Source organism: Comamonas sp. C24C, assembly GCF_053345995.1.
Genome location: NZ_JBKFBC010000001.1, coordinates 126,817 through 151,266, shown reverse-complemented (window position 1 = coordinate 151,266; position 24,450 = coordinate 126,817). Strand labels below are relative to the sequence as shown.

The following is a 24,450-nucleotide window of genomic DNA, read 5'->3' as shown; positions in this document are numbered from 1 at the left end:
CCGCCAATGCGCGGCACCACGGGCTTGACCACTGCTGACGCTTGCTCGGCCTGTGCTTCAGCCCGGTTGGGTGCAGCAATCTGAGCCGCCGCCAGCTCGGCCTGATGGCGTGCCAGCCCATAGGCCGCCGCACCGCGCGCCACAGCCCAGTCCGGGTGCGGGTTGTGCAGCACGCGCACCGGGCTGCCGCGCCACCGGCCAAGCAATTGCGTCAGACGCTGCACCATGGCATGGGCATGGAACACGCCGCCGTTGAGCAACACGGTATCAGGCAGCCCCCCGCTTGCATGCTGGCCGAGAAATTGCGCCAGATGACGGCTGATGGCCGCATCGGCTGGATAGGGCAGGCCGAAGCCGCGCAGCGCGCCCTGCCGCCTGGCTGGCATATCGCTGATCTGGACGACCGGCAAAAAGCCGTCGACCACCGACTGCCGCACCTGCTCACGGGTCAGCGTGACGCTTTGAGTCGCTGACAGCAGCTTGCTGCCGCCCCCCAGCAAGGTAATGCCGATCTGCTCTGGCGCGTTCTGCGCCAGCAACTGCTCCTTGGCCATGCGGCAGCGCTGCACCAGCTGGGCAAAGCGCTGTGCGGACAGTCTCTGGTTTTGCTCTCCGGCCTGGGCCGCAAACGCAGTCTCAAGTTGATGGGCCAGCGCCAGATCCATGTTGTCGCCACCCAGCATCAGGTGCTCGCCGACGGCCGTGCGCGTCAGCGTGGGCAGGCCTCCGTCGGCCGATGCATCCACGCGGATCAGCGTCAGATCGGTAGTTCCCCCGCCCACGTCCACCACCAGTACCAGCCGGCTGTCCGCCAGTTGCGCGGCCAGCTCATCGCCCTGCAGAACCAGCCAGTCGTGAAACGCAGCCTTGGGCTCCTCCAGCAACTGAACGTGCGGCAGACCCGCCATCCGTGCGGCTTCCAGCGTCAGCGCACGTGCGCCCTCGTCAAATGACGCAGGCACCGTCAGCACCACGCTTTGCTGGTGCAGTGGCGCTTCGGGATGGGCTTGGTCCCAGGCGGCTTTCACATGGGCCAGATAGGAGCTTGAGGCCGCCAGCGGCGATACCTTGACCACGTCCTCGCTGGCCCCCCAGGGCAGGATGGCGGCCGTGCGATCCACACCGGTATGCGAGAGCCAGCTTTTGGCACTGGCCACCAGCCGCCCCGGCACGGCTGCTCCCAGATCTCGCGCCCAGCGGCCGATGACGGCAGGCGCCGCTGCATCTGCGCCCTGCGGCGGCCAGGGCTGCCGCCAGCCCTCGCCCAGCTCGCCCTGGGCTGCCTGGTAGCGCATCGAAGGCAACAGCGGCTGCGCCACGACCTCGCCTGCCGTGCTGCGCTGGGGAATGTCGAGCAGTGCGATATCGCTTGTCGCACCGTCCAGCGCAACGCTTGCCACGACCGTGTGACTGGTGCCCAGGTCGATGCCGATGACATAGAGGGGAGACGGTAAATTCATAGAGAGCCGAGAAACGCAGAACCCGGAAAACGCCATCCGGATTCCTGATCGTAGCAACTCTATGCAAGAAGCATTGCGAAATGGTACGAGCAGCCCGCCATCCCCGCGGTATTGGACCCTGCTCAGAACGATGGAGGCACTGCACGCAGCTGTTCGGCCAGAAAATCCGCCACGTTGCGTGGCTCGCGCCCCAGCACCAGCCTGACGGTATCGGTCACCGCGGCCGCATGTCCCTCGCTCATCAGAGCAAAGAACTGGCCATGCACCCGAGCAATGAACGGGTCCTGCGCAAGCGCAGGCAATGGTGCCTCCACCCGAATCTGCCGGGACAGGTGGTGCGAGGCGATCTGCGCCAGTTGCTGCGCGCCCACCGCCTGCCCACCAGTCAGCACCCACGGTCCGGGCGCGCGCTCGCGCATTTGGCGCACCAGCCTCTGATTGAGCAGCGCCTGCACGGCCACGTCGGCAATGTCCCTGGCATCGATATAGGACACAGCGGCGCCGATATGGTGACAGCGGATCGCATCGCCCTCGCGCAGATCGCCGGCCACCCGGCTCAAGCCCACCTGCATCCAGGCATTGGGGCGCAGCACCACATGCGAGATGCCGCTGTCCTGCAAAAACTGCTCAACATGGCCATGGGCATCGCCCGACAGCGAGAGACCGGCAGGATTGATCGTCCAGTCCGAGCCCGAAAGCTTGACGATATGAGACAGACCGGCGGCCTGCGCGGCCTCGATCACGCGCGACTGCTGCGCGGCCAGCGCGGGGCCTATGGGCGAGAGCAGGAACAGGCTGTCCGCCCCGGCCGTGGCTTCGCACAAGGAGCCCTGCTCATCGAAGCTGGCTTCGGCAATCTCCACCGCATCACCCCATAGCGAGCGTGCCGTGGCGACGCAGCGCACCAGCACGCGCACACGCGCTTGGCGTGCCAGCAAACGCGGCACCAGCACGCGCACACGCGCTTGGCGTGCCAGCAAACGCGGCACCAGCAACTGCCCCAGCCGCCCACTGGCACCGCTGACCAGAACTCTGGGTTCTGCTCTCTTGCTCATGCGCTGACTGCCGCCTCGGGCCGCTCGGCAGCAGCGGACTGCTGGGCGAGCAAGGCGGCCAACGGCCTCTGGTCCACCCAGTCCGCGAGGGAAAAGTCAGCTGCCAGGAATCCCCACTCGAGCAGAAAGTCCTTGAAATAGCCGATGGCATCAATCAGCTCTGGCTTCAGGCTGATGTCCAGATGGCGGTGCACATCGGGCCCATTGGAAGCCAGGATCGCCTCCTCGCTGGTGGCGATCTCCCTCGCTACAAACCGCAGCGTCTCGTCGGGATGGGCTTCGGCCCAGCGGCCTGCGCGCTGCACCACGCGCAGCAGTTCCACCACCAGGTCTGGGCGTTGCCCAGCCAGGGCCGCATCCACGGTCAGCGTACGTGGCGTGCCATTGTTGATGCGCACACGCGGGTCGGGGTGACGGCCGAACTCGCTGACAATCTGGGCGCCAATCAGATTGGCCACCAACACCCCTTCGGCACCTTTGACAAAGATCGCATCCACTTCGCCGCGCACCAGGGCCTCGACTTCGCGAAAATAAGGGTGGCGGCGTCGCAAGCCGAACAGGCTGGGCGTGCCCTGCTCCTGGATGATGGACTCCTCTATCACCAGGTCGACCAGTTCCACATCGCGATGGCTGAGGCCCGCCAGCGACAGACCGGAGACCAGCCCCTTGAGTGCCGTCGCGCGGTGAAAGTCGATCAGGTCATTGACGCGGGCTGGTACGCCAAAGCGCCTGCCGGCGAGTTGCTCGGGCGCATGAATGCCGCGACCAGGCAGCGTGATCAGCGCCTGGAATTCGTCGGTCCAGGTGATGGCGACGAGCCGGGTATCGCGCCCTTTGGCGCGCGCCCATATCGGGGGAATATTGCCGCCCTGCCGGAAGGACCATGACAGATGATGGTCGAAATGGCTTTCTCGCACGCTGCGGTCCTTGGAGTCGAAAATCGACTCCACACCAATGCCCAGCTCAGCAAAGGCCGACTGCAGCCAGCCTTGCTGCGCGGCAACCCCCAGGGGGGACGGCACGGGGCAGCGGGTATACCAGAGGGATTGCGGCTGAGCTGCAGTGCTGTGGGTGGAACTCATGCGTTTCTCCTTGATTGAGACGGTGAAAGAATCAGGACGCCGCCAGCCACACGCTTGCCAGATTTCCGGCCACGCCGTCGGCGCCCACCGTGTGGTTGCGCACACGCTTGTCGACGATGGTGTAGATATGCGGCGCGACCAGAGTGATGTCCGGCAGATCGAGGGCGATGCGCTTCTGGAACTCGGCGATATCGCGGATGCGCTGCGGCTCGTTGACCTCGACGGCTGCGGACTCCAGCAAGCGGTCCACCTCGGGGCTGACATAGTGGGCTCCATTGGAGAAAGGAAGGCCGCGCTTGAAGTTCTTTGACCAGTACAGCCGCTGTATGCCCACGGTGGGGTCGAAGGTGTTGCTCATGGCGCTGACATGCAGATCGAAAGCACGATCGGTGTAGACGCGCTTGATGTAAGTGGCGAAGTCTTGGCCGTTGATCTGCACGTCAATGCCTATGCGCCCCAGGGCCTGCTTGAGAAAATCTGCCGTACGCTGGCCGCCCTCGTTGGGAATCGGCGTCAGATGCAGCCGGATGCGCCAATTGCCACCAGCCTTGCCGCGCCGCAGCCCGGCATCGTCCAGCAGCTTCTCTGCAGCCTTGAGGTCATGGGGCAGCAGGGGAAGGTCGGGCACATAGAATTTTTTGAGGGCGGGATGGACCGGCCCCGAGGTCAGCCGCCCCTGACCGTACCAGGCGACCTTGAGCAGGTTTTCGCGCTGGATCGCGTGGGCAATGGCCTGGCGCACCCGCAGATCCTTCAAGGCCTCGTGCTCCAGGTTGAACTCCAGACGATAGACGGTGTTGATGTATTCATAACCCCGGGTCTCGAAGCTCAGGCCGGGCTTGGTGCGCAGGCGATCGACTTCGGAGAAGGGCACCGGCGAACTCGGAGCAATCTGCACCTGCCCGCTTTCAATCGCGGCCGTGCGTGCCGCTGCATCGGGAATGAAACGCACGATCAGCCGGTCGATATACGGTTTGTCGCCATCCCAGTAATGGGGGTTGCGCTCGTAAATCACATGGCTGCCGCGCACCCATTCCTTGAACACGAAAGGCCCGGTCCCCACCGGTGCATTGTTGGCCGGATTGGCATCGGCACGCCCCGTGGAATACAGATGCTTGGGCACTATGGGCGATTCCGAGGCAGCCAGCGCCGTGATCAGATAGGGAATCGGCTTGCTTAGCTTGAGCACCACGGTGTGCGCATCGGGTGTCTGGACCTCGGAGACGCTGGCAAAAGTGGCGCGGCCACGTGGATGGAACTCCTTGAGCAAGGCGATGGAATGCGCCACATCGGCCGAGGTGAACGGCTTGCCGTCATGCCATTTCACACCCTGGCGCAGCTTGAAGCTGTAGAGCAGGCCATCGGGGCTGATGGTCCACGACACCGCCAGCTGGGGCTGGGGGTTGAGGTTGAAGTCATAGGTCAGCAGGCCCTCGGTGACCTTGCCCGAGATGGTCACTGACGAACCCGCCGTATGTGCAATTGTGGTCAATGTCGGCGGCTCGGGAAACAGCAGCAGCGTCAGCGTGCCGCCTTTTTGCGGCTTTTCCTGCTGGGCCCAGCCGACCGAGGGAACGATGGAGGACAGGCCGGAGGCTGCGGCGGCCAGCACAAAGCTGCGGCGCGAGGCCGGAGAAGAGTCGATATCAGCGGACATGGTGAAGGCAGTCGGAGTGGAAAACAGACGGAGAGCGCGCTCTAGCGGCGCTGCAGGCCTGCGCGGCCGGCATTGCTGCGAATCAGGTTGTTGGGCGGTGAATGGATCTGGCTGCAAAGCACATTGCGCAGATGGCGCTCCAGCGGATTGCGACGTGCCAGACCGTGGTTGCCGGCCAACTCCAGAGCCAGCGTGGCGGCGCGCACGGCGTTTTCCACAGCGACGTGCTTGGCCACGGCCGCCAGTCCGTCGGGAGCAGAGCCCGCGTCATAGGCGCGTGCGTGGCTGTCCAGCAGGCAGTCGCTGGCCTGCAGCAGCACTTCGATCTCGCCAAACTTCTCCTGCACCGTGGGCAGCGAAGCCAGGGACGCACCGCCCAGTGCGCTGGGGCGCCGGTGATTGAGAAAGTCGGCCAGCCAGTCGCGTGCAGCGCGCGCCGCGCCATCGTAGACACTGGCCACCAGACTGAAATACCAGGCAATACCATGCGCCTCGCGCTGCAGGCCATCAGCGGCCGAGCGCAGGCCCACCGCATGGTGGTCGGGAACCCAGGCCTCTTCCAGCAGCAAATCCTGGCTGACGGTGGCACGCATGCCCATGGGATCCCAGGTCTCGACCAGACGCGAGCCCGGCGTGCCGCGCGGCAGCACAAAGCTGCCCATGCGCGGCTTGTCCTCGTCGGTCACCGCCAGCACGCTGACCCATGCCAGCAACGGCCCGCCCGTGACATAGATCTTGTGCCCGCTGAGCTTCCAGCCCCCTTGCACACGCCGGGCCCTTGTCGCAGGCAAACCGCCATGGGAGGGCGAGCCCAGCTCAGGCTCAACCTGGGCTGCATTGAGCAACGCAGGCCCTTGCAGACTGGCAGCAATCAGCTCGGTCGCCAGTGCCGCAGACCATTCCCCCGAACCCGCCTGCTGGGAGCGCGCTATCGCCGCATGCATGCTGTAGTGCATGGACAGAATCAGCGCCACCGCAGGATCGCCCTGGGCCACGGCTCCGACCACGGCGCGTGCCGTTGCCAGGCCCGCACCATGGCCGCCAGCCTCTTTCGCAATCGTCAGGCGCAGCAGGTCGGCCTCGTGCAGCAACGCAAACTGCGGCGCGGGCGGTGCGCCGCTGCTATCGTGAGCACCGGCCAGCGCGGCCAGTTGCACGGCCAGCGCTGCGGCCCTGGCCACCAACTCCGGCGCCTGCAGCGCGGTCACGCCAAGCGGTGCTGCGCCCCTGGCCTGGGCAGGCGAGAGATGCCCGCGCTCCATTTGCACAATTTCGCTCATGCCACGACCTCCAGACTGTGGATCGACGGTGCCACAAAGCCGCCATGCGCGAGCTCGAACGCATGGGCAAAAGCGATCGTGGTGCGGTCCTCGAGATACGGACCCACGGCCTGGGCGCTGACGGGCAGCCCGTCGTCGTCCAGACCCAGCGGGAAACTGGTCGCCGGCAAGCCGGGCAGTACGGGCAGGCCCGCCCAGTTGAAGAGCTCGCGAAACCCCAGCTGGCGCATGCCGTCGGCATACGCAACCGGAAAGCGGCGCTCCTCCTTGGGCTCCTGGTGCTGGTGCGCAAAGGCCGGCGTGGGGGCGACAGGGCTGAGCAGCACATCGAAGTGGGTAAACAGCTGCTCCCACTGATGGCGCAGGGCATGGCGGTGCTCGTTGTCCTGCAGCCAAGTCGCATGCGGCAGGCTGGGCGCGCGCAGCAAGGCCGCCTCGGCGCTGCGATCATCCGGCGCCAACTCGGCCAGGCGCTTACGCTGCGCCGGCGACAGCGGCGGCGGATTCGCCACCGACGCGCCCAGCAAGCTGCGATAGGTGCGGTGCTGCTCCCCGAGGTCGGGGCGCAGTGCTGCCGGAAGATCGCGCCATAGCACGGGCGTCACGCCCTCGGCTTGCAACCGCTGGAGCAAGCGATCCATGACGAGCTGCTCGGAAAGACTGGGATCGGTCCCGGGCCAGGCGTCGATCACCAGTACGCGGAAATCCCTGAGCTGCCGGTGGCGCGCTGGTGGCAGTGTGAATTTCCAGCCCTTGGCCTCCAGCGGGTCAAGGTTCAGCAACAGGTCCAGTGCCAATTCCAGATCCTGTGCGGTGCGCGCCAGCGGCCCGGCCACCGACAGATCACGTGCACTGAAGCGCCCCTGGGGCGCTCCGGCTCCGCGCATTGAGATCAGCCCATAGCTGGTCTTGTGCCCGAAGATGCCGTTGAAATGCGCGGGTATGCGTACCGAGCCACCTATGTCGGTGCCCAGCTCGAGAGCCACATAGCCTGCAGCCACGGCAGCCGCGCCGCCACCCGAAGATCCGCCCGGCGTACGCTGCAGATCCCAGGGATTGCGGCTGGTGCCGTAGATGGTGTTGTAGCTTTGCAGATCGGCCAGGGAATGCGGCACATTGCTCTTGCCGATGAGCACGGCTCCCGCCGCGCGCAGCGCAGCCACGGCCAAAGCATCCTGGCGCGCGATATTGTCCTGGAAGTCGGGGTTGCCCACGGTGGTGGCCAGGCCGGCCACGTCGAAGTTCTCCTTGACTGTGATGGGCACGCCCAGCAACGGTCTTCGCTCGCCGCGCTGCAAGGCGGCATCGGCCTGCAGCGCATCGCTGCGAGCCTGGACCACGGCGCGCACGGGCACTGCATTGAGTTGTGCCTCATGACGCTCCATGCGCGCCAGCGCCTGCTCCAGCAGCGCCACGGCCGTGACCCGGCCGTCGGCCAGGGCCTGAGCCTGCTCGCGTGCACTGGCAAAGACCAGGGATTCAAGCCCGTCATCGGCCGGCGTGGGAAGGGACGGATTCACGGCAGTCATTTGCGGGGCTCCAGCCAGAGATCGGAGAAGTCGCCTGCCGTCAGGTCGATGCTGTTGTTGAGCCCGTGGACGCGGGTGCTGTGCACGCGCAGTGCCGATGGCACGGTGGCCAGCGGATAGACAGGCAGATCCCGTCCCACGATCTGCTGGATCTGACGGAACTGTGCGGCACGCCGGCTGTCGTCCAACTCGACGGCAGCCTGGCGGAACAGCTCGTCGACCTGAGGGTTGTTGTAATGCGAGGCATTGATCCAGATCAGCGGGTTCTTGATGCCGTCGGACCAGTAGATGCGCTGCACCCCCACCGAGGGATCGAACAGCCGACCCAGGCCGTTGATGTTCAGATCGAACTCGCGTGACGTATAGACGCGCTTGAGAAAAGTCGGCAGATCGCCATCGAGGATATCCACCTTGATACCCACGCGATTGAGTGCGGAGCGCAGGTACTCTGCCGTCTGCTTGAACTGGGCACCGGGGATATAGCTGAGCCGGACGCTGAAGCGCTGACCGTTGGCCTGGCGCGGATAGCCCGCAGCATCGAGCAACTGGTTGGCGCGGTTCACATCGAAGCCGTACTTGAAGCTGCTGTCGTCGTAATAGCCGGCGAGCACCTTGGGAATCGGCGAGTTCACCAGCTCCGCCTGCTTGTAGTAGACGTTGTTGACGATGAACTGGCGGTCCACTGCATGGGCGATCGCATGACGCACCTCGGCTTTGGCCAGTACCGGATTCTCTACATTGAATTCAAGAAAGGACGCGTTGTTGAGAAAGGCGTCATAGCTGGCGTCCAGCTTGAGCGCGGGCTTTTGCAGCAGGCGTCCGAGATCGGCCAGACTCAGGTTCTGGGCGATATCGGCCTCGCCTGTTTCCACGGCCGCAGAGATCGCCGAGGGATCACGGACAAAACGGAAGACCACGCGATCCACATGGGGCACGCCCTGGCGCCAGTAGTTCGGATTGCGCCTGAGGATCACATGGCTGCCGCGCACCCATTGATCGAACACAAAGGGACCGGTTCCCACGGGGGCCGTGATGTTGGGGCTGGCCAGCGGATCGGCATCGCCGTAACGTCGGGCCGGAACGATGGGCAGCTCTGCCGACGACAGCGACTTCAGCAGAAAAGGCGCCGGTTTGGAGAGCACCAGCACGGCCGTGTGGGGATCGGGCGTATCCACACGCTCCAGGCTCTGCAGCGTGATGCGGCCGCGCGGCCCCAGCTTTTTCTGGGTCAGAAGCGAATAGCGTACATCGGCCGAGCTGAAATCCTGGCCGTCATGGAACTTCACTCCCTGGCGCAGCTTGAAGGTGTATCTGAGGCCGTCAGGGCTGATGCTCCAGGATGTGGCCAGCAACGGCTGGGGTTTGAACTGAGCGTCATAGCGCAGCAGGCCTTCGGTGATCTTGGCACTGAGATCGCGGTTGTCGGTCTTGGTGTCCAGAAACGACACCAGCGAGGTGGGTTCCTGGGCGACCACCGCAGTCACCGTGCCCCCTTTGACGGGAGTGGCCGGCGTCTGGCCATGAGCGCCCGCAGTAATCACGGACAGCAGAGCCCAGAACATGGGCTTGTAAATGGTATGCATGGGAGAGATCCGCAAGAAAGAGAAAGGACGATGCAGAACGGCGGCGCTCACAAGCGCAGACCCGCCTGCTTCATGAGCGGCAGAATGCGATCACCGAAAAACTCCAGATCGGGCTTGAAGTCGAAGAAGCTCAGTTGCAGGCCGTCAATGCCTGCACGCCTGAGTTGCACGAACTGCTCGACCACCTGCTCGGGCGTGCCGATGACTTCGATGTTTCCACCTATGGCCCGACGCTTGGGCGCATCAAGACCTGCACGACCCTTCCAGGCATGGGCATCGCTTTTGTGGCTGTTGAAGCCCTCGGGTGTGCGCAGGTCCTGATGGGCCACGATGGCGTCGTGATAGGCCCAGGTTTCCTTCTCGGTCTCACGGCTGATCACCATGGGATTGAGCAAGGTGCGCACCGATCGCCCCGCGTTGCGCGCCACCTGCTTGACCCGCGCCGCATGGTCGGGAAGCACTTCGATGGCGCGCGCGAAGTCCGAGGCGCCAGGGCTGGTGATGAAAATCAGGTCAGAGTATCTGGCCGCGAATTCGATGCCCGCATCCGAGCCCGTGGCATTGACCAGCACCGGCCGGCCATAGCGCGGCTTGGGACTCACAAAGCCGCCGCCCAGCTTCCAGGGCGAGCGGCCCGAGAACGAAAAATTCTCTTCATCGGCCCACAGGCGCTGCACCACTTCGATGAACTCCGAAGCCAGCGCATAGCGCTGGTCATGCTCGATCTGCTCCCAGCCGAACATCTTGTGCTCCACCTCGCGATGACCCGTCACCACATTGATGCCCCAGCGCCCTCCCGAGATGTGATCCAGCGTGGCGCCCCACTTGGCCAGATGCAGAGGGTGCAGAGGTCCGTAGAGCACGTGGATAGTCGAGATCAGCATGATGCGGCTGGTGACAGAGGTCAGTGCCGCCGTCGTGGCAAACGAATCCAGCGCCTGGCCATTGAAGACTCCGCCATACCCGCCCTTGGGCAGCCATTGCGACAAGGCAAACACCAGGTCGAACCCCAGCTTCTCGGCGTGAAGCACCAGATCCCGGTTGTAGTCAAAACTCCAGTCGGTGCTGCGCGGCAAGGTCGAAGCACTCCAGCCACCGGCCTGTATGGGCAGAAACAGGCCGAGCAGAACCGGCTGATTGAAAGCCTTGGAAAGCGGGCTTTCGGGATATTCAAGAGGTGAAGGGAAATGTTCCCAATCCACGAGAGAGCCAGGTCGTAATGCAGAAGTCATAGATCAGCCATGGGGTCTTGATATGTGACTCAGATATTTCTATAGAAATGAAAATACCGAATCACAGCGCCTTCCAATAATCACATGACGAATCTGATATCCCTAGCAATAATTTCGCATTTACATATTCAGAAATATGCCAAGACCGCACCCGTCAAGAAAACTCGAACGCTCATGCCTATAGATTTTTCAAAAATAAACAAGAATCTCAAAAATATAATCTGCACTCAATAATTCACCCTGAAGATATTTCTTATTTATTTTTCAATGATCGATATAAGAAATCAGGCTCAATAAACAGATTTCACTGAATATTTACGCCTCTATCATTCATGGATTAACACACGATTCCCCATGAGTGCCACTCCACGTTTATTACGCTCGCTTTGGTTCAATGCGAAATATGCGGTCCCCACCGTGCTGGGCGTCGCCGTATTGAACTTTCTGCTGCTGCAGCTGACGCCGGGCGATGCCGCCGATGTCATGGCCGGTGAAGCCGGCGCGGCCACGGCCGAGACCCTGGCGGCACTGCGCTCGCGCTTCGGGCTCGATCTGACGGTGTTCCAGCAGTTGCAGGCCTATCTGGGCAACCTCGCCCACCTCAGCCTGGGCTTCTCGCCACGCTACAACATGCCGGTGATGGCTCTGATAGCTCAGCGCCTGCCAAGCACGCTGCTGCTGATGGGACTGGCCCTGTCCATCGCGCTGACGCTGGGCATCGCGCTGGGCGCGGCCATGGCGTACTTCGCAGGCCGCCTGCCCGACCGCCTGCTCTCGGTGCTGTCCCTGCTGTTCTATTCAGTGCCCGGCTTCTGGGTCGGGCTGATGCTGATCGTGCTGTTCTCGGTGCAGCTGGGCTGGTTGCCCAGCGGCGGATCGGCCAGCATTGGCTCGCAGCTCAGCGGTCTGGCCGCCGTGCTGGACCAGTTGCGCTACATGGTCCTGCCTGCCACCTCGCTGGCCTTGTTCTTTGTCGCCATCTATGCGCGGCTGACACGTGCGGCCATGCTGGAGGTGCAATCCCAGGACTTTGTGCGCACCGCAGCAGCCAAGGGCCTTTCTCCCTGGCGCATCACGCTGCGCCATGTATTGCGCAACGCCCTGCTACCCGTCACGACCATGGCGGGCATGCACCTGGGCGGCATGCTTGGCGGCGCCGTGGTCGTCGAAACCGTCTACAGCTGGCCCGGCCTGGGTCGGCTCGCGTTCGAAGCCGTGCTCAGCCGTGACTTCAATGTGCTGATGGGCGTGCTGTTTCTTTCTTCCCTGCTGGTGATCGCAGCCAATGTGCTGGTCGACCTGCTGCACGCGTGGCTGGACCCGCGCATCGAGGTTCGCTGATGTCCCTGTCATCCACACCCGATCTGCTGCAGACCGCACCGAATGCGGCTCCGTCGGCTGCAACTGCCGCGCGCAACGAGGCCGCAGCGCCCGAGCCGGTGCCCCCCTGGCCCAATGTGCATGCACCCGATGCAGTGCGTACCACCACCAGCGAGGCCAGTGCAGGCAGCACAAGCCAGGGCCATCGAGCACTGCGCGTTTTTCTGCACAACCCAACGGCCATGCTCGGCTGTGCCTTTTTGCTGGCGGTTCTGGCGCTGGCCCTGGCTGCCCCCTGGCTTTATCCCGGCGATCCGCTGGACATGGTGGCCCAGCCCTTTCTCTGGCCAGGCCAGGACTCGCAGTTTCTGCTCGGCACCGACTCCATGGGACGTGATGTCGCGGCCGGCATTGCCCACGGCGCCCGGATTTCGCTGCTGGTAGGCATCTCGGCAACCCTGATCGGTCTGAGCCTGGGCATCGGTATCGGCTCGATCAGCGGCTATTTCGGAGGCTGGATCGATGACGTGCTGCAGCGCGTGGTGGTGCTGTTCCAGACCATTCCCAGCTTCATCCTGCTGGTCGTTCTGGTCGCCATTGCACAACCGGCGATAGGCACGATCGTCGTGGCCATAGGTCTGGTGACCTGGCCGACCGTGGCTCGCCTGGTGCGCGCCGAGTTCCGTTCGCTGCGCGAAAAGGACTTTGTGCTGGCCGCGCGTGCCCTGGGCTACTCGCATACCCGCATCATCCTGCGCGAAATCCTTCCCAATGCCCTGCCCCCGATCATCGTCACCTCCTCGGTCATGGTGGCCTCGGCCATCCTGCTGGAATCCGCGCTGTCCTTCATGGGCATGGGCGACCCCAATGTCATCAGCTGGGGCAGCATGATCGGCGCGGGCCGCGAGCTGCTGCGTACCGCCTGGTATCTGACCGCCGCGCCGGGCCTGGCCATCGTGCTTGCCGTACTGGCCTTCAACCTCATCGGCGACGGCCTCAACGACGCGCTGAACCCACGTTTTTCGCAGGAGCGCTGAATGAGCGGACAGACCTTGCTCGATGTACGCGGGTTGAGCATCCGTTTCCCACAGCACGATCCGGTGCGTGGACTGAGCTTTTGCGTCAATGCTGGTGAGACCCTGGCCATCGTCGGCGAGTCGGGCTCGGGGAAATCGCTGACAGCGCTGGCGCTCATGAGGCTGCTGCCGCGCGCGGCGCGCATCGCCGAGGGAGAAGTCCGTTTCAACGGCCACGATCTGTTGCAACTGAATGAGCAATCGATGCGACGTCTGCGTGGACGCGAGATCGGCATGATCTTTCAGGAGCCCATGACATCGCTCAACCCCGTCTACTCCGTCGGCTGGCAAATCGCCGAGGTGCTGCGCCAGCATGAAGGACTTTCCGCCAGGTCGGCGCGGCTGCGCGCCGTGGAGCTGCTGGACACCGTCCGCATCCCCGATCCCCAGCGGCGGGTGGACGACTTTCCGCATCAGCTCTCAGGTGGCATGCGCCAGCGCGTGATGATCGCCATGGCCATTGCCTGCAGCCCGCGCCTGCTGATTGCGGACGAGCCGACCACAGCCCTTGATGTGACCATCCAGGCCCAGGTGCTGGATCTGCTGGATCGCCTGCGCAAGGAAATGTCCATGGGTTTGATTCTGATCACCCATGACCTGGGCGTGGTGTCGCAATGGGCCGATCGCGTGGTCGTCATGTATGCCGGCCGCGAGGTCGAGCAGGCAAGCCCTGGCCCGCTTTTCGAGCATCCCCTGCATCCCTATACCCGGGGTCTGCTGGCTGCATCGCCGCGGCTGCAGCCCGGAGCGCATTATCAGGACGGCCCCCTGAGCGAAATTCGCGGCAGCATCGCCTCGGCCATCGGCCAGCAAGGCTGTGCCTTCGCCCCGCGCTGCCCGCACACCCAGGCCTATTGCCGCATCGCCGTGCCGCCATTGATGGATGCCGGACCAAAGCGCCTCAGTGCCTGCCCCGTCACCTTGCCTGCCGCTGCCACGCAGAACGCAAATTTTTCCTAGGATTGCCATGAGCCTGCTGAACGTCAGCGATCTTCAGACCCATTTCAAACTGCCCAAGGGCGTGCTGCGCGCCGTGGATGGCGTTTCCTTCACCGTGGAACGCGGCGAAACCGTGGGCCTGGTGGGCGAGTCGGGTTGCGGCAAATCCACCCTGGGTCGCAGCCTGCTGCGGCTCGAAACACCGACTGCAGGGCATATCACGCTCGACGGACAGGACATCCTGCCGCTCAAGGGCGCCCAGTTGCGCGGCCTGCGCAAGCGCATGCAGATGATCTTCCAGGACCCGTTCGCCTCGCTGAATCCGCGCCACAGCATTGGCAGCATTCTCGAGACGCCGTTGCAGGTGCATGGCCTCGGTGATCGTTCCCAGCGCCGCAGGCAAGTGGAGCAGTTACTCGACCGCGTAGGCCTGCCGCGCAGCGCTTTGAGTCGTTACCCGCATGAATTCTCGGGGGGCCAGCGCCAGCGCCTGGGCATTGCACGGGCTTTGATGCTACAGCCAGATCTGGTGGTCTGCGACGAGCCGGTATCAGCCCTGGACCTGTCGATTCAGGCCCAGATTCTGAACCTTCTGGTCGAGATGAAACGCGAGTTCGGTCTCTCCTACCTGTTCATCTCGCACGATCTGTCCGTGGTGCAGTATTTTGCCGACCGCGTGCTGGTCATGTATCTGGGGCGCATCGTCGAGAGCGCCGATCGCCGCAGCCTTTGGAGCACTCCTCGCCACCCCTACACCCAGGCCTTGATCGATGCCGTGCCCGACCCATCCCGCCACCGGCAGGTAACCCCGCTGAGCGGCGATCTCCCTAGTCCGCAGAACCTGCCGTCAGGCTGCCGTTTCCATCCTCGCTGCCCCAGGGCCAGCGAACTGTGCCTGAGGCAGGAGCCCGCACTGACCGATCTGGGAGGCGGCCACCAGGTCGCTTGCCACCATCCACAGACTTCTGTGATTTCCTTTCTCCACTAACCACCGATCAAAGCCATCTCCATGACCTATCGCTATCTGGGCCGCAGCGGCCTCAAAGTCTCCCGCCTCGCACTGGGCACCATGATGTTTGGAGGCCCCACCGATGAAAAAACCTCGCATGAGATCATCGCCAGGGCCAAATCCCAGGGCATCAACTTCATCGATACCGCCGACGTCTATCAAAAGGGCGTGACCGAGCAGGTTGTGGGCCGTGCCCTGACCGCAGACCGCAACGACTGGGTTCTGGCGACCAAGTTCGGCAACCCGCTAGGCGAAGGCCCCAATCGTTCCGGCACCTCGCGCAAATGGATCATCGAATCGGTGGAAAACAGCCTGCGCCGCCTTGGCACGGACTACATTGACCTGCTGTACTTTCACCGCGCAGATTTCGATGCCCCGCTAGGCGAGGCAGTCCGCGCCATCGGCGATCTGATCCGCGCCGGTAAGCTGCGCTACTTTGGCCTGTCCAACTTCCGCGGCTGGCGCATCGCCGAGGTGGCGCACCTGGCCGATGCCGAAGGCATAGACCGCCCCATCGCCAGCCAGCCGCTCTACAACATCGTCAACCGCACGGCCGAAGCAGAGCAGTTGCCGGCGGCTGCAGCCTATGGACTGGGCGTGGTCTCCTACAGCCCTCTAGCGCGAGGCGTGCTGACCGCCAAGTACCCGAGCCTGGAAGCTGCCGATCCTGGCTCACGCGCCGCACGCAAGGACAAGCGCCTGCTGGAGACCGAGTGGCGTCCCGAATCCATCGACATCGCTGCTGAAATCAAACGGCACACCGACGCGCGCGACATCAGCACCGTCGATTTTGCTCTGGCCTGGGTGCTCAACAACCGCCTGATCACCTCTGCGATTGCCGGCCCCCGCACTCCCGAGCAGTGGGAAGGCTATATCCGCGCTCTGAACTACCGGTTCACTGCCGAGGACGAAGCCCTGGTCAACCGCCTGGTAGCTGCCGGCCATCCTTCAACACTGGGCTTCACCGACCCCGGTCACCCTGTGGAAGGCCGCATTCCCTACGTTGCCGCCGCATAAGCCGGCAGACGCCTCTGCGGGCGCCATCGTGAAGCTTCTGCCTGACCCGGCTTTCACGGTGGCGTCTGCCGCTCAAAGTCCGAAACAGGCCATCATCGATGAATGCATTCGTCACACCTCTGCGGCAAGCTGCGGCCGCACAGGGATCAGCAGCGCCATCCGCTCGCCCAAGCCGCACAGACATACTCTCGGGTCTGCCGCAGCTCGCCGCAGCCATTGCTCCCGGCGCGGCGCAGCGCGAGCTGCAGCGCGAAGCCCCTTTTGCGGCTTTTGATCTGCTGCGTGCTTCAGGCATAGGGGCTCTGCGCATCGGTCGCGAGCAAGGCGGCCCCGGCGGCTCCATTGCCGATGTCATCGAGGTGGTCGCCACGCTCGCTCGGGCAGATTCGAACGTCGCCCATGCACTGCGCACTCACTTCAACACGACCGAGCTGCTGCGTCTGGACCGAAGCCCTTCGCCGCTGGCACAGCGCCAGATCGGCTGGGTGCTGGAAGGCAAGCTGTTCGGCGGTGCATTCACCGAGCTGGGCACGGCACGCGCAGGTATCAGCACCTCGACACTGCGGCGCGAGGGAGAACACCACCGCCTCAATGGCAAAAAGTACTACGCCACCGGAACCGCCTATGCGGACTATTTCAATGTCTTTGCCGTCAACGCGCAGGAGCAGGGCATCACGGCTGTGATACCCGTTCAACGCGAAGGCGTGCGCGTGCTCGACGACTGGGACGGCATGGGCCAGCGCCTGACGGCCAGCGGCAGCGTGGAGCTGGACAATGTGCTGGTGTACGACGACGAGATCAGTCCCAGCTCCCGCGAACAATTGCCTGGCCGCCATGCTTCGGCATTACGACAGCTGATTCTGGTGGGCACCGCAGCCGGCATAGTGCGCAACCTCTTCAGCGATGCACGTCACTACGTGCTGCACCTCGGACGCCCGGCCATGCACAGTCCTGCCGAGCGTTCGCGCGATGATCATTTCGTGCAGGCAGTAGTGGGAGAGCTGGCCGCAGCCAGCTATGCCATAGACCAGTTGGTGGCAGAAAACGCCCGCCAGCTCGACCTGGGCGCAGAGGCACTGCTGCTGGAGCATGACGACACCGAGAACATCGTGCTGCAGGGCGCACTGGCTACGGCCAAGACGCAGCTCGTCGTCAGCCGACTGGCTCTCAACGCCGCCGAGCGGCTGTTCGAGGTTGGTGGAGCCTCGGCCACCTCACGCAAACTGAATCTGGACAGGCACTGGCGCAATCTGCGCACCATCTTCAGCCACAACCCCTTGCTGCACAAATCACGGGTCGTTGGCGACTACGAGCTCAATGGCACACGCACCCATCTGGAAGAGGGTCGCGTCTTCTAGACGCTGCACACAATCACAGCCGGCCTCTGACCGAGCAGGTATCCAACTCTCTCAGGAGGTTGCCCCAAAAGCACATGTAGTCCGTCAACCTGTTGCGCAGCAGTGCTGCCGAACGCAGGCACGGGCAGGACCTCAAGGAGACCACAGTCCAAACCGGTGCATGTCCGCTGGCACGGGATTTGCCTTGTTACAAGCGCGCAGGTTCGCGCAAGTTTCATAGCAAAGATCGAAGGCTAGTCGCTACATGCCAGTCAAAACAACAACTGTGTCTCGTGTCCTCTTCGCCGTTCTGGCCACCGCCGGAGCTTCCGCCGCGCTCGCACAAAGCAGCGTGCAGATCTATGGCCGCCTCAATACCTCGGTAGAGCATCAGAAGGTCGGAGGCAGCAGCCTGACCGGGCTGTTCAACAACAACTCGCGCTTTGGCTTTGTGGGCAGCGAAGACCTGGGCGGCGGCCTCAGGGCCGGCTTTCAGCTCGAATCCGGCTTTGAGTCCGACACCGGTGCCGGCACAGGCAGCACCGGCGCGCTGGCCTTTCAGCGCCAGAGCGAAGTCAACCTCTCGGGCAGTCTGGGCAAGCTGCGTCTGGGCCGCTTCGGTGCCGCCACCTATTTCGGCATTGCCGACTATGGTGCGCTGGACGAACCCAACCACGACACCGGCGCCATCGCCGATGCGCTCTACGACTATGTGATGCGCAACACCAACAAGATTGCCTACCGCAGCCCGGTCATGGCCGGACTGACGGTGGAAGCTCAGGCATCGCTGCACGAAAAGACGGCCGGCACCGTACAGAAGAACGGCTATGACCTCTATGCCAACTGGGAACGCGGCCCGCTGGCCCTGGGCGCAGGCTTTACCCAGCTGGGTGACGACAGGCAGTTCGCCCTGCGCGGCCACTACATCTGGAATGCGCTGCAGATCGGCGCCTACTACCAGCGCTCGGACAACGGTTCGGGCTCGCTGTGCAGCCATGGCGGTGCCGGCTGCGGCAGCCGCGATGCGGCGCGCGTGACCGCGGTCTACCGGGCCGGTGCTTCGGAAGTCGCCCTGGGCTACGGCTGGGCCAGCCGCTGGAGCCATGTGCCTGGCAGCAGCGCACGCCAGTGGATTCTTGGCTACAACCACCACCTGAGCAAACGCACCAAGCTCTACGCGGCCTACACGCGCATCGACAACGGATCCGGCGTGGCCTATGGCTATAACTTCAAGGGTGGCGTGGGCTATGGGCAGGGTGCCAGCAGCCTGAGCATCGGTCTGCGCCACGCGTTCTAGATCTCAGCTTGAGCGGCGGGCGCGTGCCATGTTGCTGGTGGGCGTGGCGCGCGCCCTGCTGCCTCAAGAAAATGAGCTGATCGCGCTTTCTGTGATTGGCCCAGAGGCTGATTTGGGCTGAAGTTCCTGTTTCATATCGCTTCTGCCGCTGGCTTGTTGGGGCGACGTGCCTTGGACAAGGGCAGACATGCAACCGCAAACTCCGCTGAGACTTACCCAAACAAGAATGCAACAAAGGCCTGCCTACAGAAGCACTCGTCTTGCCTGAACCCGCTTCTGCGTATGTCGTGTCCAGAACAAAAAAAGCCCGCCAACCAATCGGCCAGCGGGCTTTCGCAGTCAAGCGACTCAACGGCCTTAGTCGGCAACCTCGGCAGAGGTCTCCGCGCGCACATCGAATTCCACCTTCCAGCGCTCGCTTCCGCCCACGGGCACGGCATTGAGTTCCAGGGTGCCGATATCCGTCACGCGCGCCTCCAGGGTCACGGGCACCACCTCGCCGGCCGCACGGCCGGCGGCGGGCAGATTCAGCTCGATCTCCTGCAGCTCCACCAGCTCTTCGGGCGACCAGAAGTCCAGCATGGTGCCGACCTGATCGGTGCGGCGCACGGACGAGCCGAAGAAGCGCAGACGCACGGGCTCGCCCACGACCAGGCCGAACTCTTCGTCAGGCAGCGCGACTTCCGTGCCCTCTTCCATGCCGAACGGTGCCAGGCACAGGGCGGACAGGGGCGGCTCCATGCCGGGGATGGCGGGCATATTGCTCTCCACGCCCACGTAGTAGGACTGGGCCGTGCCGCCGCGAATGCGCACGCCGCGGCCGCTGGTGGCGATATGGCCGTAATAGGCCGCGCCACGCGCCACGGCCAGATCGAGGTTGGCACCGTCCAGCAGACGCGCAGGCTCACAGGCCTCGTCGTCCAGCCAGCCGTTGATGACTTCCAGAATGCGCTGCTCGATCTGCGGCGCCTTGAGCACGCCGCCGTTGAACAGAATGGCCGTGGGATGCAGAAAGGTGGAGCCGTCGATCTGATCGCCTCTCAGGCCCTCGATCTCGGCCAGCGCATGAACCTGCCGGCTCAGAAAGGCCGCCAGATGGCGCGTGACGGCGGCATCCTGCGCATAGGGCAGGCCCAGCTGCGTGAGTGCGCCGCGCGCACGGGTCTTGGGCTTGTCGCTGACGGCCACCTTGGGGAAAAAGCCCTCGACCAGCATGGCCAGCACTTCGTCCTTGGTGACTTCGGTGCGGATGCTGCCGCCGATGAGCTTGCTGCCCCGGCTGGGCACGACCACGGGCACGGCCTGCAGGCTTGCGTCGGCCAGCAATTGCTCCTTGGCAGCGCGGCAGCCATGGGCCAGCGCGCGGGTTTGCCAGGCATCCAGCTGCTTGCCCTCGGTCGCCAGCTTGCGTGCCACGCCATAGGCCAGGGCCAGGTCCATGTTGTCGCCGCCCAGCAGAATGTGTTCGCCCACGGCAATGCGCTGCAACTCCAGATTGCCTTCGCGCTCCAGCACCACGATTAGCGACAGGTCGGTGGTGCCGCCGCCCACGTCCACGACGAGGATGATGTCGCCATGCCTGACCTGCTTGCGCCATTGGCCGCCGCTGGCCTGGATCCAGCTGTACAGCGCGGCCTGGGGTTCTTCGAGCAGCGTCAGATTGGCAAAGCCTGCGGCCTTGCAGGCCTCGGCCGTCAGCTCGCGCGCGGCGGGGTCGAACGAGGCGGGAATAGTGACGGTGATGTCCTGCTGCTCGAACGGGGCCTCGGGATGGGCCTGCTCCCAGGCGCGGCGCAGATGCTCGAGATAGCGGGTGGAAGCGGTCAGCGGCGAGATGCGGCTGACTTCCTCGGGGGCATCGGCGGGCAGAATGCCGGCGCGGCGATCGACGCCGGGGTGGCAGAGCCAGCTCTTGGCGCTGCTCACCAGACGGATGGGCGTGGCCGCGCCACGGCTGCGGGCGAATTCGCCGGTGATGAAATCGACTGGCGCACCAGGCAAGCTGCGCTCGGCCTCGGTCAGCTCGCTCTCGTGCGGCAGATAGAGAAAGGACGGCAGCAGGGGCCTGGCCTCGACACTGCCGGGAGCCGTGAGCTGAGGAATGTCCAGCACGCCCTGCACCACCTTCTCGCCATCGCTGGCGGTCTTGTTCACATAGGACAGCGCGCAGTGCGTGGTGCCCAGATCGATGCCGATGCTGAACTGAGCGCCGGCAGATGGAGCGTCGACCTGGCCAGCAGCGCCTTGCGGCTGAGCGGCAGCAGCCAAGGAATCAGCTGCGGGCGCGGCATGGGAAGCCGCACCGGATGCGGCGATGGAGGCAAACATGTTCATGGTTTACAGCTCCACTTCTGCCTGGGCGATGACCTTGGCGGCCTGGCTGTCGATGAGCTGGGGCAGCTTGACCTCCGTCACCAGCCAGCCACGGTGGGACAGCGTGCCGGTGAACGGTGCATGACCGACCACATTGCCCGTCAGGCGCACGGCAGCGGCGTCAAAGCCGGCCAGTAAGGTGATGCGCGAGCCTTCGGCTTCGCTGCGCACGGGGCTCAATGTGAAATGCTCGCGCAGCACCTTGCGGCAGCCTTCATGCACCACGCGCGCGGCAGCGCCGATTTCGGCGTCGGTATAGGGGGCAACGTCTTCCTGGATGAAGTCCACAAAGCGGGCTTCGCGCTGCATCAGTCCCAGCAGCTGCAGGGCGGCGCTGTCGGTGGCGACGAGTTTTTCCACCTCGACGCGTTTTTCGACCGGAACCTCGACGGTCTTTTCCACGATTTTCTCGACCGGCACTTCGACGCGGACCTCGACGATCTTCTCGACCGGCACTTCCACGCGCACTTCCTTGGGCGCGACGTCGGCGGCAAAGGCCTCGCCGGCGCGCACACGGGTCACGTCGGCGGCCAGACGGCCGTTACCGAGGATGGCAAAGAAACTGCCGATCGCGATGGCGATGCGGCTCAGGAATGAGGGGGGAGTATTGGCAGTCATGGAGTCTGTCTCAAAACGGGTTCACGCATGCAGAATCTCTCTGTGGCGCCCTTGCGGGCTGGGCTGCGCGAACCGAAAACGGAGCCTGACCAGGCGGCAGCAGCACGGCCGGCCCTGGCGACACAAGGCTGCACGCGTCGCAAACGGATGCGCGCGGGCCTGTGCAATAGGCGCAGATATTACCCAAAAAGCCCGATCTGCCCTCCCGCTATGGCTTTGCCGCGCCTGCGGCCGCACCGGAGCGCGCACTGCAGGGTCATACGCCGCAAGCATGACCTTCTTCCGTTTCATCGTTATGAAGCCGCCGCCATTTGCCGGATAGTTGCTGCAGGACATTGACAAGCAGGCCGTTGCGGCCACAGGTCCTGCCGGTTCACGGGCTGCAGCAATGCGCGGCACCAGGAACGACCGAACAACAACAGGATTGCGTTTTCCATACGCCCACTTTCCGAGGAGACCTCCCCCATGCGCCTGATGACCGCGAACCTGACGCTGGCATGTACCGCCCTTGTAGCCGCCATGACCACCTTCGGTGCCCAGGCCCAGACCGCCCCCGGCAGCACGCTGGAGAAGCTGCAAAAGACCGGCAAGGTGGTCATAGGCGTGCGCGAGAGCTCGGCCCCCATGGCCTATGCCATAGGCGCCAACCACCGCTTCACCGGCTACCACGTGGAGCTGTGCGAGAAGGTTCTGGCCCAGATCGCGCCCAGCGCCAAGATCGAATACATGGCCATTACCGCGCAGAACACCATGCCTCTGGTGCAGAACGGCACGGTGGATCTGGGCTGCGGCCCCACGACCAACAACCTCAGCCGCCAGAAGCAGGTCGCCTTTGCCGTCACCACCTATGTCAGCCAGGTGCGCATGGCCGTGCGTGCGGACTCGCCCGTGACCTCGTTCAAGCAGCTCGACGGCAAGACCGTGGCAGCCTCGGCCGGCACCACCGCCGTGCAGCTGCTTCGCAAATACAGCCATGAGAACAATGTCAAGCTGCCGACCCAGCTGGGCAAGGATCACTTCGAGAGCTTTCTGATGCTGGAGTCCGGCCGCGCGGACGCCTTCGTGCTCGACGACAACCTGCTGGCCGGGGTGATCGCCAACGCCAAGGACCCCAAGGGCTACAAGATCGTGGGCGAGGCGCTGGGATCGGAGCCCATCGCGCTGCTGATGCGCAAGGACGATCCCGGCTTCAAGAAGGCCGTGGACGATGCCCTGGTGCGCATGATGAAGTCCGGCGAAGTGGCAAAGATCTACGACAAATGGTTTATGCAGCCCATTCCGCCCAAAGAGATGCCGCTGAACCTGCCCATGAGCGAGACGCTCAAGCAGCTGCTGCAAGCGCCCAACGACAAGCCGCTGGAAGCCTACAACAGCTGAGGCAACCACCGGTCTGCGCCTGGATCCATGCTTTATTGATAGCTGGTAGCGCATGCCGAGAAAGCACTTCAGACATATTCATGGCTGAATTCATTGAAGGAGCTGCGCTGGCAGCTCCTTTTTTTACATTACAGCGGTGCAGAGGAAGCGAACTCCTGCGCGACCTGCTTGAGCCAGCCCTGGAAGGCCTGCAGCGGCGGATAGGCCGAGCGGCTGGTCGGCCAGGCCAGGTAGTAGCGTTCGGCGCTCTGCACCTCGGGCAGCTGCGGCAGGGCCTGGACCAGATCGCCGGCCTGCAGCTCGCGCAGGATCAGAAACTTGGGCAGCAGCGCCACGCCCACGCCGGCTATCGCGGCCTGCGCTGCCGTGGCGAACTGATCGAACAGCATGCCCTGCATATCACCGCCCTGACAGCCCTGGCTGCCGAACCAGCGCTGCCAGGCGTCAGGGCGCGATGCCAGATGCAGCAGCGGCGCACGCAGCAGGTCCTGGGGCCGGGCAAAACCATGGCGGGCCGCCACATCGGGGCTGCAGGCCGGCACCACGGTCTCGCTCATCAGAAACTCCAGCTCCGCGCCCGGCCAGTTCGGCAGCCCGAAATGAATGGCGGCATCCACGGCTTCGAGCTGGAAATCGAACTGCGACAGCCGCGTGGTCAGATTGATGGTGATGCCTGGATGGGCACTGAAGAACTGCGGCAGCCGCGGCGCCAGCCAGCGCGTGCCGAAGGTCGGCAGGATGGCCAGGTTCAGGCTGCCGCCCTGGGGATTGGTGCGAAAGCCCAGCGTGGCATTGGAGATGCGCGCCAGGGCGGCGCGAATCTCCTGCGCGTAGACCTGACCCGCAGCGCTCAGGCGAACGGTCTGGCGCTCGCGCACGAACAGCTCTGTGCCCAGGCGCTCCTCCAGTGCGCGGATCTGGCGGCTGACGGCACTTTGCGTGAGATGCAGCTCGGCGGCCGCCGCGGTAAAGCTCTGGTGCCGCGCCGAAGCCTCGAAGGCGCAAAGCAGGGACATGGGGGGCAGAAAGCGACGGGATAGCTGCATGGAACGAACCGGTGAGTGTGGGGCTGCTAGCAGGTTCATTCCGTTTAGGTATGACCTGGAGGCAGGATTATCGTTTGACCAAAGTCATGACGACGCACAACATCCTGCATATTCCTGCGGCCACGCCAGCGGCGCGGCCATCCCACGACCCCCAAGACCCTTC

Annotated in this window: 19 protein-coding genes; 8 read left to right on the top strand and 11 right to left on the bottom strand. The window is 64.1% G+C overall.

From position 1 onward, the window contains the following. From ACLBXN_RS00620 to ACLBXN_RS00585, 8 genes are all read right to left on the bottom strand, one after another. Nucleotides 1-1,460, bottom strand: a 1,460-nt coding sequence (locus ACLBXN_RS00620) for an Hsp70 family protein (RefSeq protein ID WP_447610793.1), incomplete at its 3' end; no start/stop codon positions are given. 122 nt (nt 1,461-1,582) lie between these two features. Further along, a complete protein-coding gene (locus ACLBXN_RS00615) occupies nt 1,583-2,515 on the bottom strand; it encodes an NAD(P)H-binding protein (RefSeq protein ID WP_447610792.1) in 933 nt (310 codons plus the stop codon). Beyond that, complete coding sequence (locus ACLBXN_RS00610; protein WP_447610791.1) at nt 2,512-3,597, bottom strand: ABC transporter substrate-binding protein; 1,086 nt, start codon at nt 3,595-3,597, stop codon at nt 2,512-2,514. Before ACLBXN_RS00610 ends, ACLBXN_RS00615 begins: the two co-directional genes overlap by 4 nt. Before the next feature lie 31 nt (nt 3,598-3,628). Next, nucleotides 3,629-5,254, bottom strand: coding sequence for an ABC transporter substrate-binding protein (locus tag ACLBXN_RS00605; RefSeq protein WP_447610790.1), 1,626 nt, complete (start codon nt 5,252-5,254; stop codon nt 3,629-3,631). A gap of 41 nt (nt 5,255-5,295) precedes the next feature. Continuing rightward, on the bottom strand, nt 5,296-6,534 hold the full coding sequence (locus ACLBXN_RS00600) for an acyl-CoA dehydrogenase family protein (protein ID WP_447610788.1): 1,239 nt from the start codon (nt 6,532-6,534) through the stop codon (nt 5,296-5,298). Then, nucleotides 6,531-8,063 (bottom strand): amidase, encoded by a 1,533-nt coding sequence (locus ACLBXN_RS00595; RefSeq protein WP_447610787.1) that lies wholly within the window; start codon nt 8,061-8,063, stop codon nt 6,531-6,533. Before ACLBXN_RS00595 ends, ACLBXN_RS00600 begins: the two co-directional genes overlap by 4 nt. Then, on the bottom strand, nt 8,060-9,646 hold the full coding sequence (locus ACLBXN_RS00590; RefSeq protein WP_447610786.1) for an ABC transporter substrate-binding protein: 1,587 nt from the start codon (nt 9,644-9,646) through the stop codon (nt 8,060-8,062). Before ACLBXN_RS00590 ends, ACLBXN_RS00595 begins: the two co-directional genes overlap by 4 nt. Nucleotides 9,647-9,693: 47 nt before the next feature. Next, nucleotides 9,694-10,878: an LLM class flavin-dependent oxidoreductase gene (locus ACLBXN_RS00585; RefSeq protein ID WP_447610785.1), complete on the bottom strand. Its 1,185-nt coding sequence runs from the start codon at nt 10,876-10,878 to the stop codon at nt 9,694-9,696. Nucleotides 10,879-11,232: 354 nt separating this feature from the next. On the opposite strand from ACLBXN_RS00585, the gene ACLBXN_RS00580 reads away from it, so the two are divergent. From ACLBXN_RS00580 to ACLBXN_RS00550, 7 genes are all read left to right on the top strand, one after another. Continuing rightward, complete coding sequence (locus ACLBXN_RS00580; protein WP_211457844.1) at nt 11,233-12,219, top strand: ABC transporter permease; 987 nt, start codon at nt 11,233-11,235, stop codon at nt 12,217-12,219. Further along, complete coding sequence (locus tag ACLBXN_RS00575) at nt 12,219-13,235, top strand: ABC transporter permease (protein ID WP_447610784.1); 1,017 nt, start codon at nt 12,219-12,221, stop codon at nt 13,233-13,235. The genes ACLBXN_RS00580 and ACLBXN_RS00575 overlap by 1 nt, the downstream gene beginning before the upstream one ends. Then, complete coding sequence (locus tag ACLBXN_RS00570; RefSeq protein ID WP_447610782.1) at nt 13,236-14,234, top strand: ABC transporter ATP-binding protein; 999 nt, start codon at nt 13,236-13,238, stop codon at nt 14,232-14,234. It abuts the gene before it with no gap. 7 nt (nt 14,235-14,241) lie between these two features. Continuing rightward, the gene (locus tag ACLBXN_RS00565) at nt 14,242-15,201 is read left to right on the top strand and encodes an ABC transporter ATP-binding protein (RefSeq protein ID WP_447610781.1); all 960 of its coding nucleotides are present in this window, start codon (nt 14,242-14,244) and stop codon (nt 15,199-15,201) included. A gap of 21 nt (nt 15,202-15,222) precedes the next feature. After that, the gene (locus ACLBXN_RS00560) at nt 15,223-16,239 is read left to right on the top strand and encodes an aldo/keto reductase (protein ID WP_447610779.1); all 1,017 of its coding nucleotides are present in this window, start codon (nt 15,223-15,225) and stop codon (nt 16,237-16,239) included. A gap of 98 nt (nt 16,240-16,337) precedes the next feature. Beyond that, nucleotides 16,338-17,597: an acyl-CoA dehydrogenase family protein gene (locus ACLBXN_RS00555; RefSeq protein WP_447610777.1), complete on the top strand. Its 1,260-nt coding sequence runs from the start codon at nt 16,338-16,340 to the stop codon at nt 17,595-17,597. A 244-nt stretch (nt 17,598-17,841) separates the two neighbouring features. Continuing rightward, a complete protein-coding gene (locus ACLBXN_RS00550; RefSeq protein WP_447610776.1) occupies nt 17,842-18,873 on the top strand; it encodes a porin in 1,032 nt (343 codons plus the stop codon). A 357-nt stretch (nt 18,874-19,230) separates the two neighbouring features. Here ACLBXN_RS00550 and ACLBXN_RS00545 read toward each other — a convergent pair whose 3' ends face one another. Together ACLBXN_RS00545 and ACLBXN_RS00540 are read right to left on the bottom strand one after the other, a co-directional pair. Then, nucleotides 19,231-21,207 carry an Hsp70 family protein gene (locus ACLBXN_RS00545; RefSeq protein ID WP_447610775.1) on the bottom strand — a complete coding sequence of 659 codons (1,977 nt, stop codon included), beginning with the start codon at nt 21,205-21,207 and terminating at the stop codon, nt 19,231-19,233. Nucleotides 21,208-21,210: 3 nt separating this feature from the next. Beyond that, on the bottom strand, nt 21,211-21,864 hold the full coding sequence (locus ACLBXN_RS00540; RefSeq protein ID WP_211457851.1) for a DUF2760 domain-containing protein: 654 nt from the start codon (nt 21,862-21,864) through the stop codon (nt 21,211-21,213). A 465-nt stretch (nt 21,865-22,329) separates the two neighbouring features. Here ACLBXN_RS00540 and ACLBXN_RS00535 point away from each other — a divergent pair, with 465 nt between their 5' ends. Further along, nucleotides 22,330-23,241, top strand: coding sequence for a transporter substrate-binding domain-containing protein (locus ACLBXN_RS00535; protein WP_043003626.1), 912 nt, complete (start codon nt 22,330-22,332; stop codon nt 23,239-23,241). A gap of 128 nt (nt 23,242-23,369) precedes the next feature. On the opposite strand, the gene ACLBXN_RS00530 is transcribed toward ACLBXN_RS00535, so the two are convergent. Further along, on the bottom strand, nt 23,370-24,287 hold the full coding sequence (locus ACLBXN_RS00530) for a LysR family transcriptional regulator (RefSeq protein ID WP_050871751.1): 918 nt from the start codon (nt 24,285-24,287) through the stop codon (nt 23,370-23,372). Nucleotides 24,288-24,450: the final 163 nt, after the last annotated feature.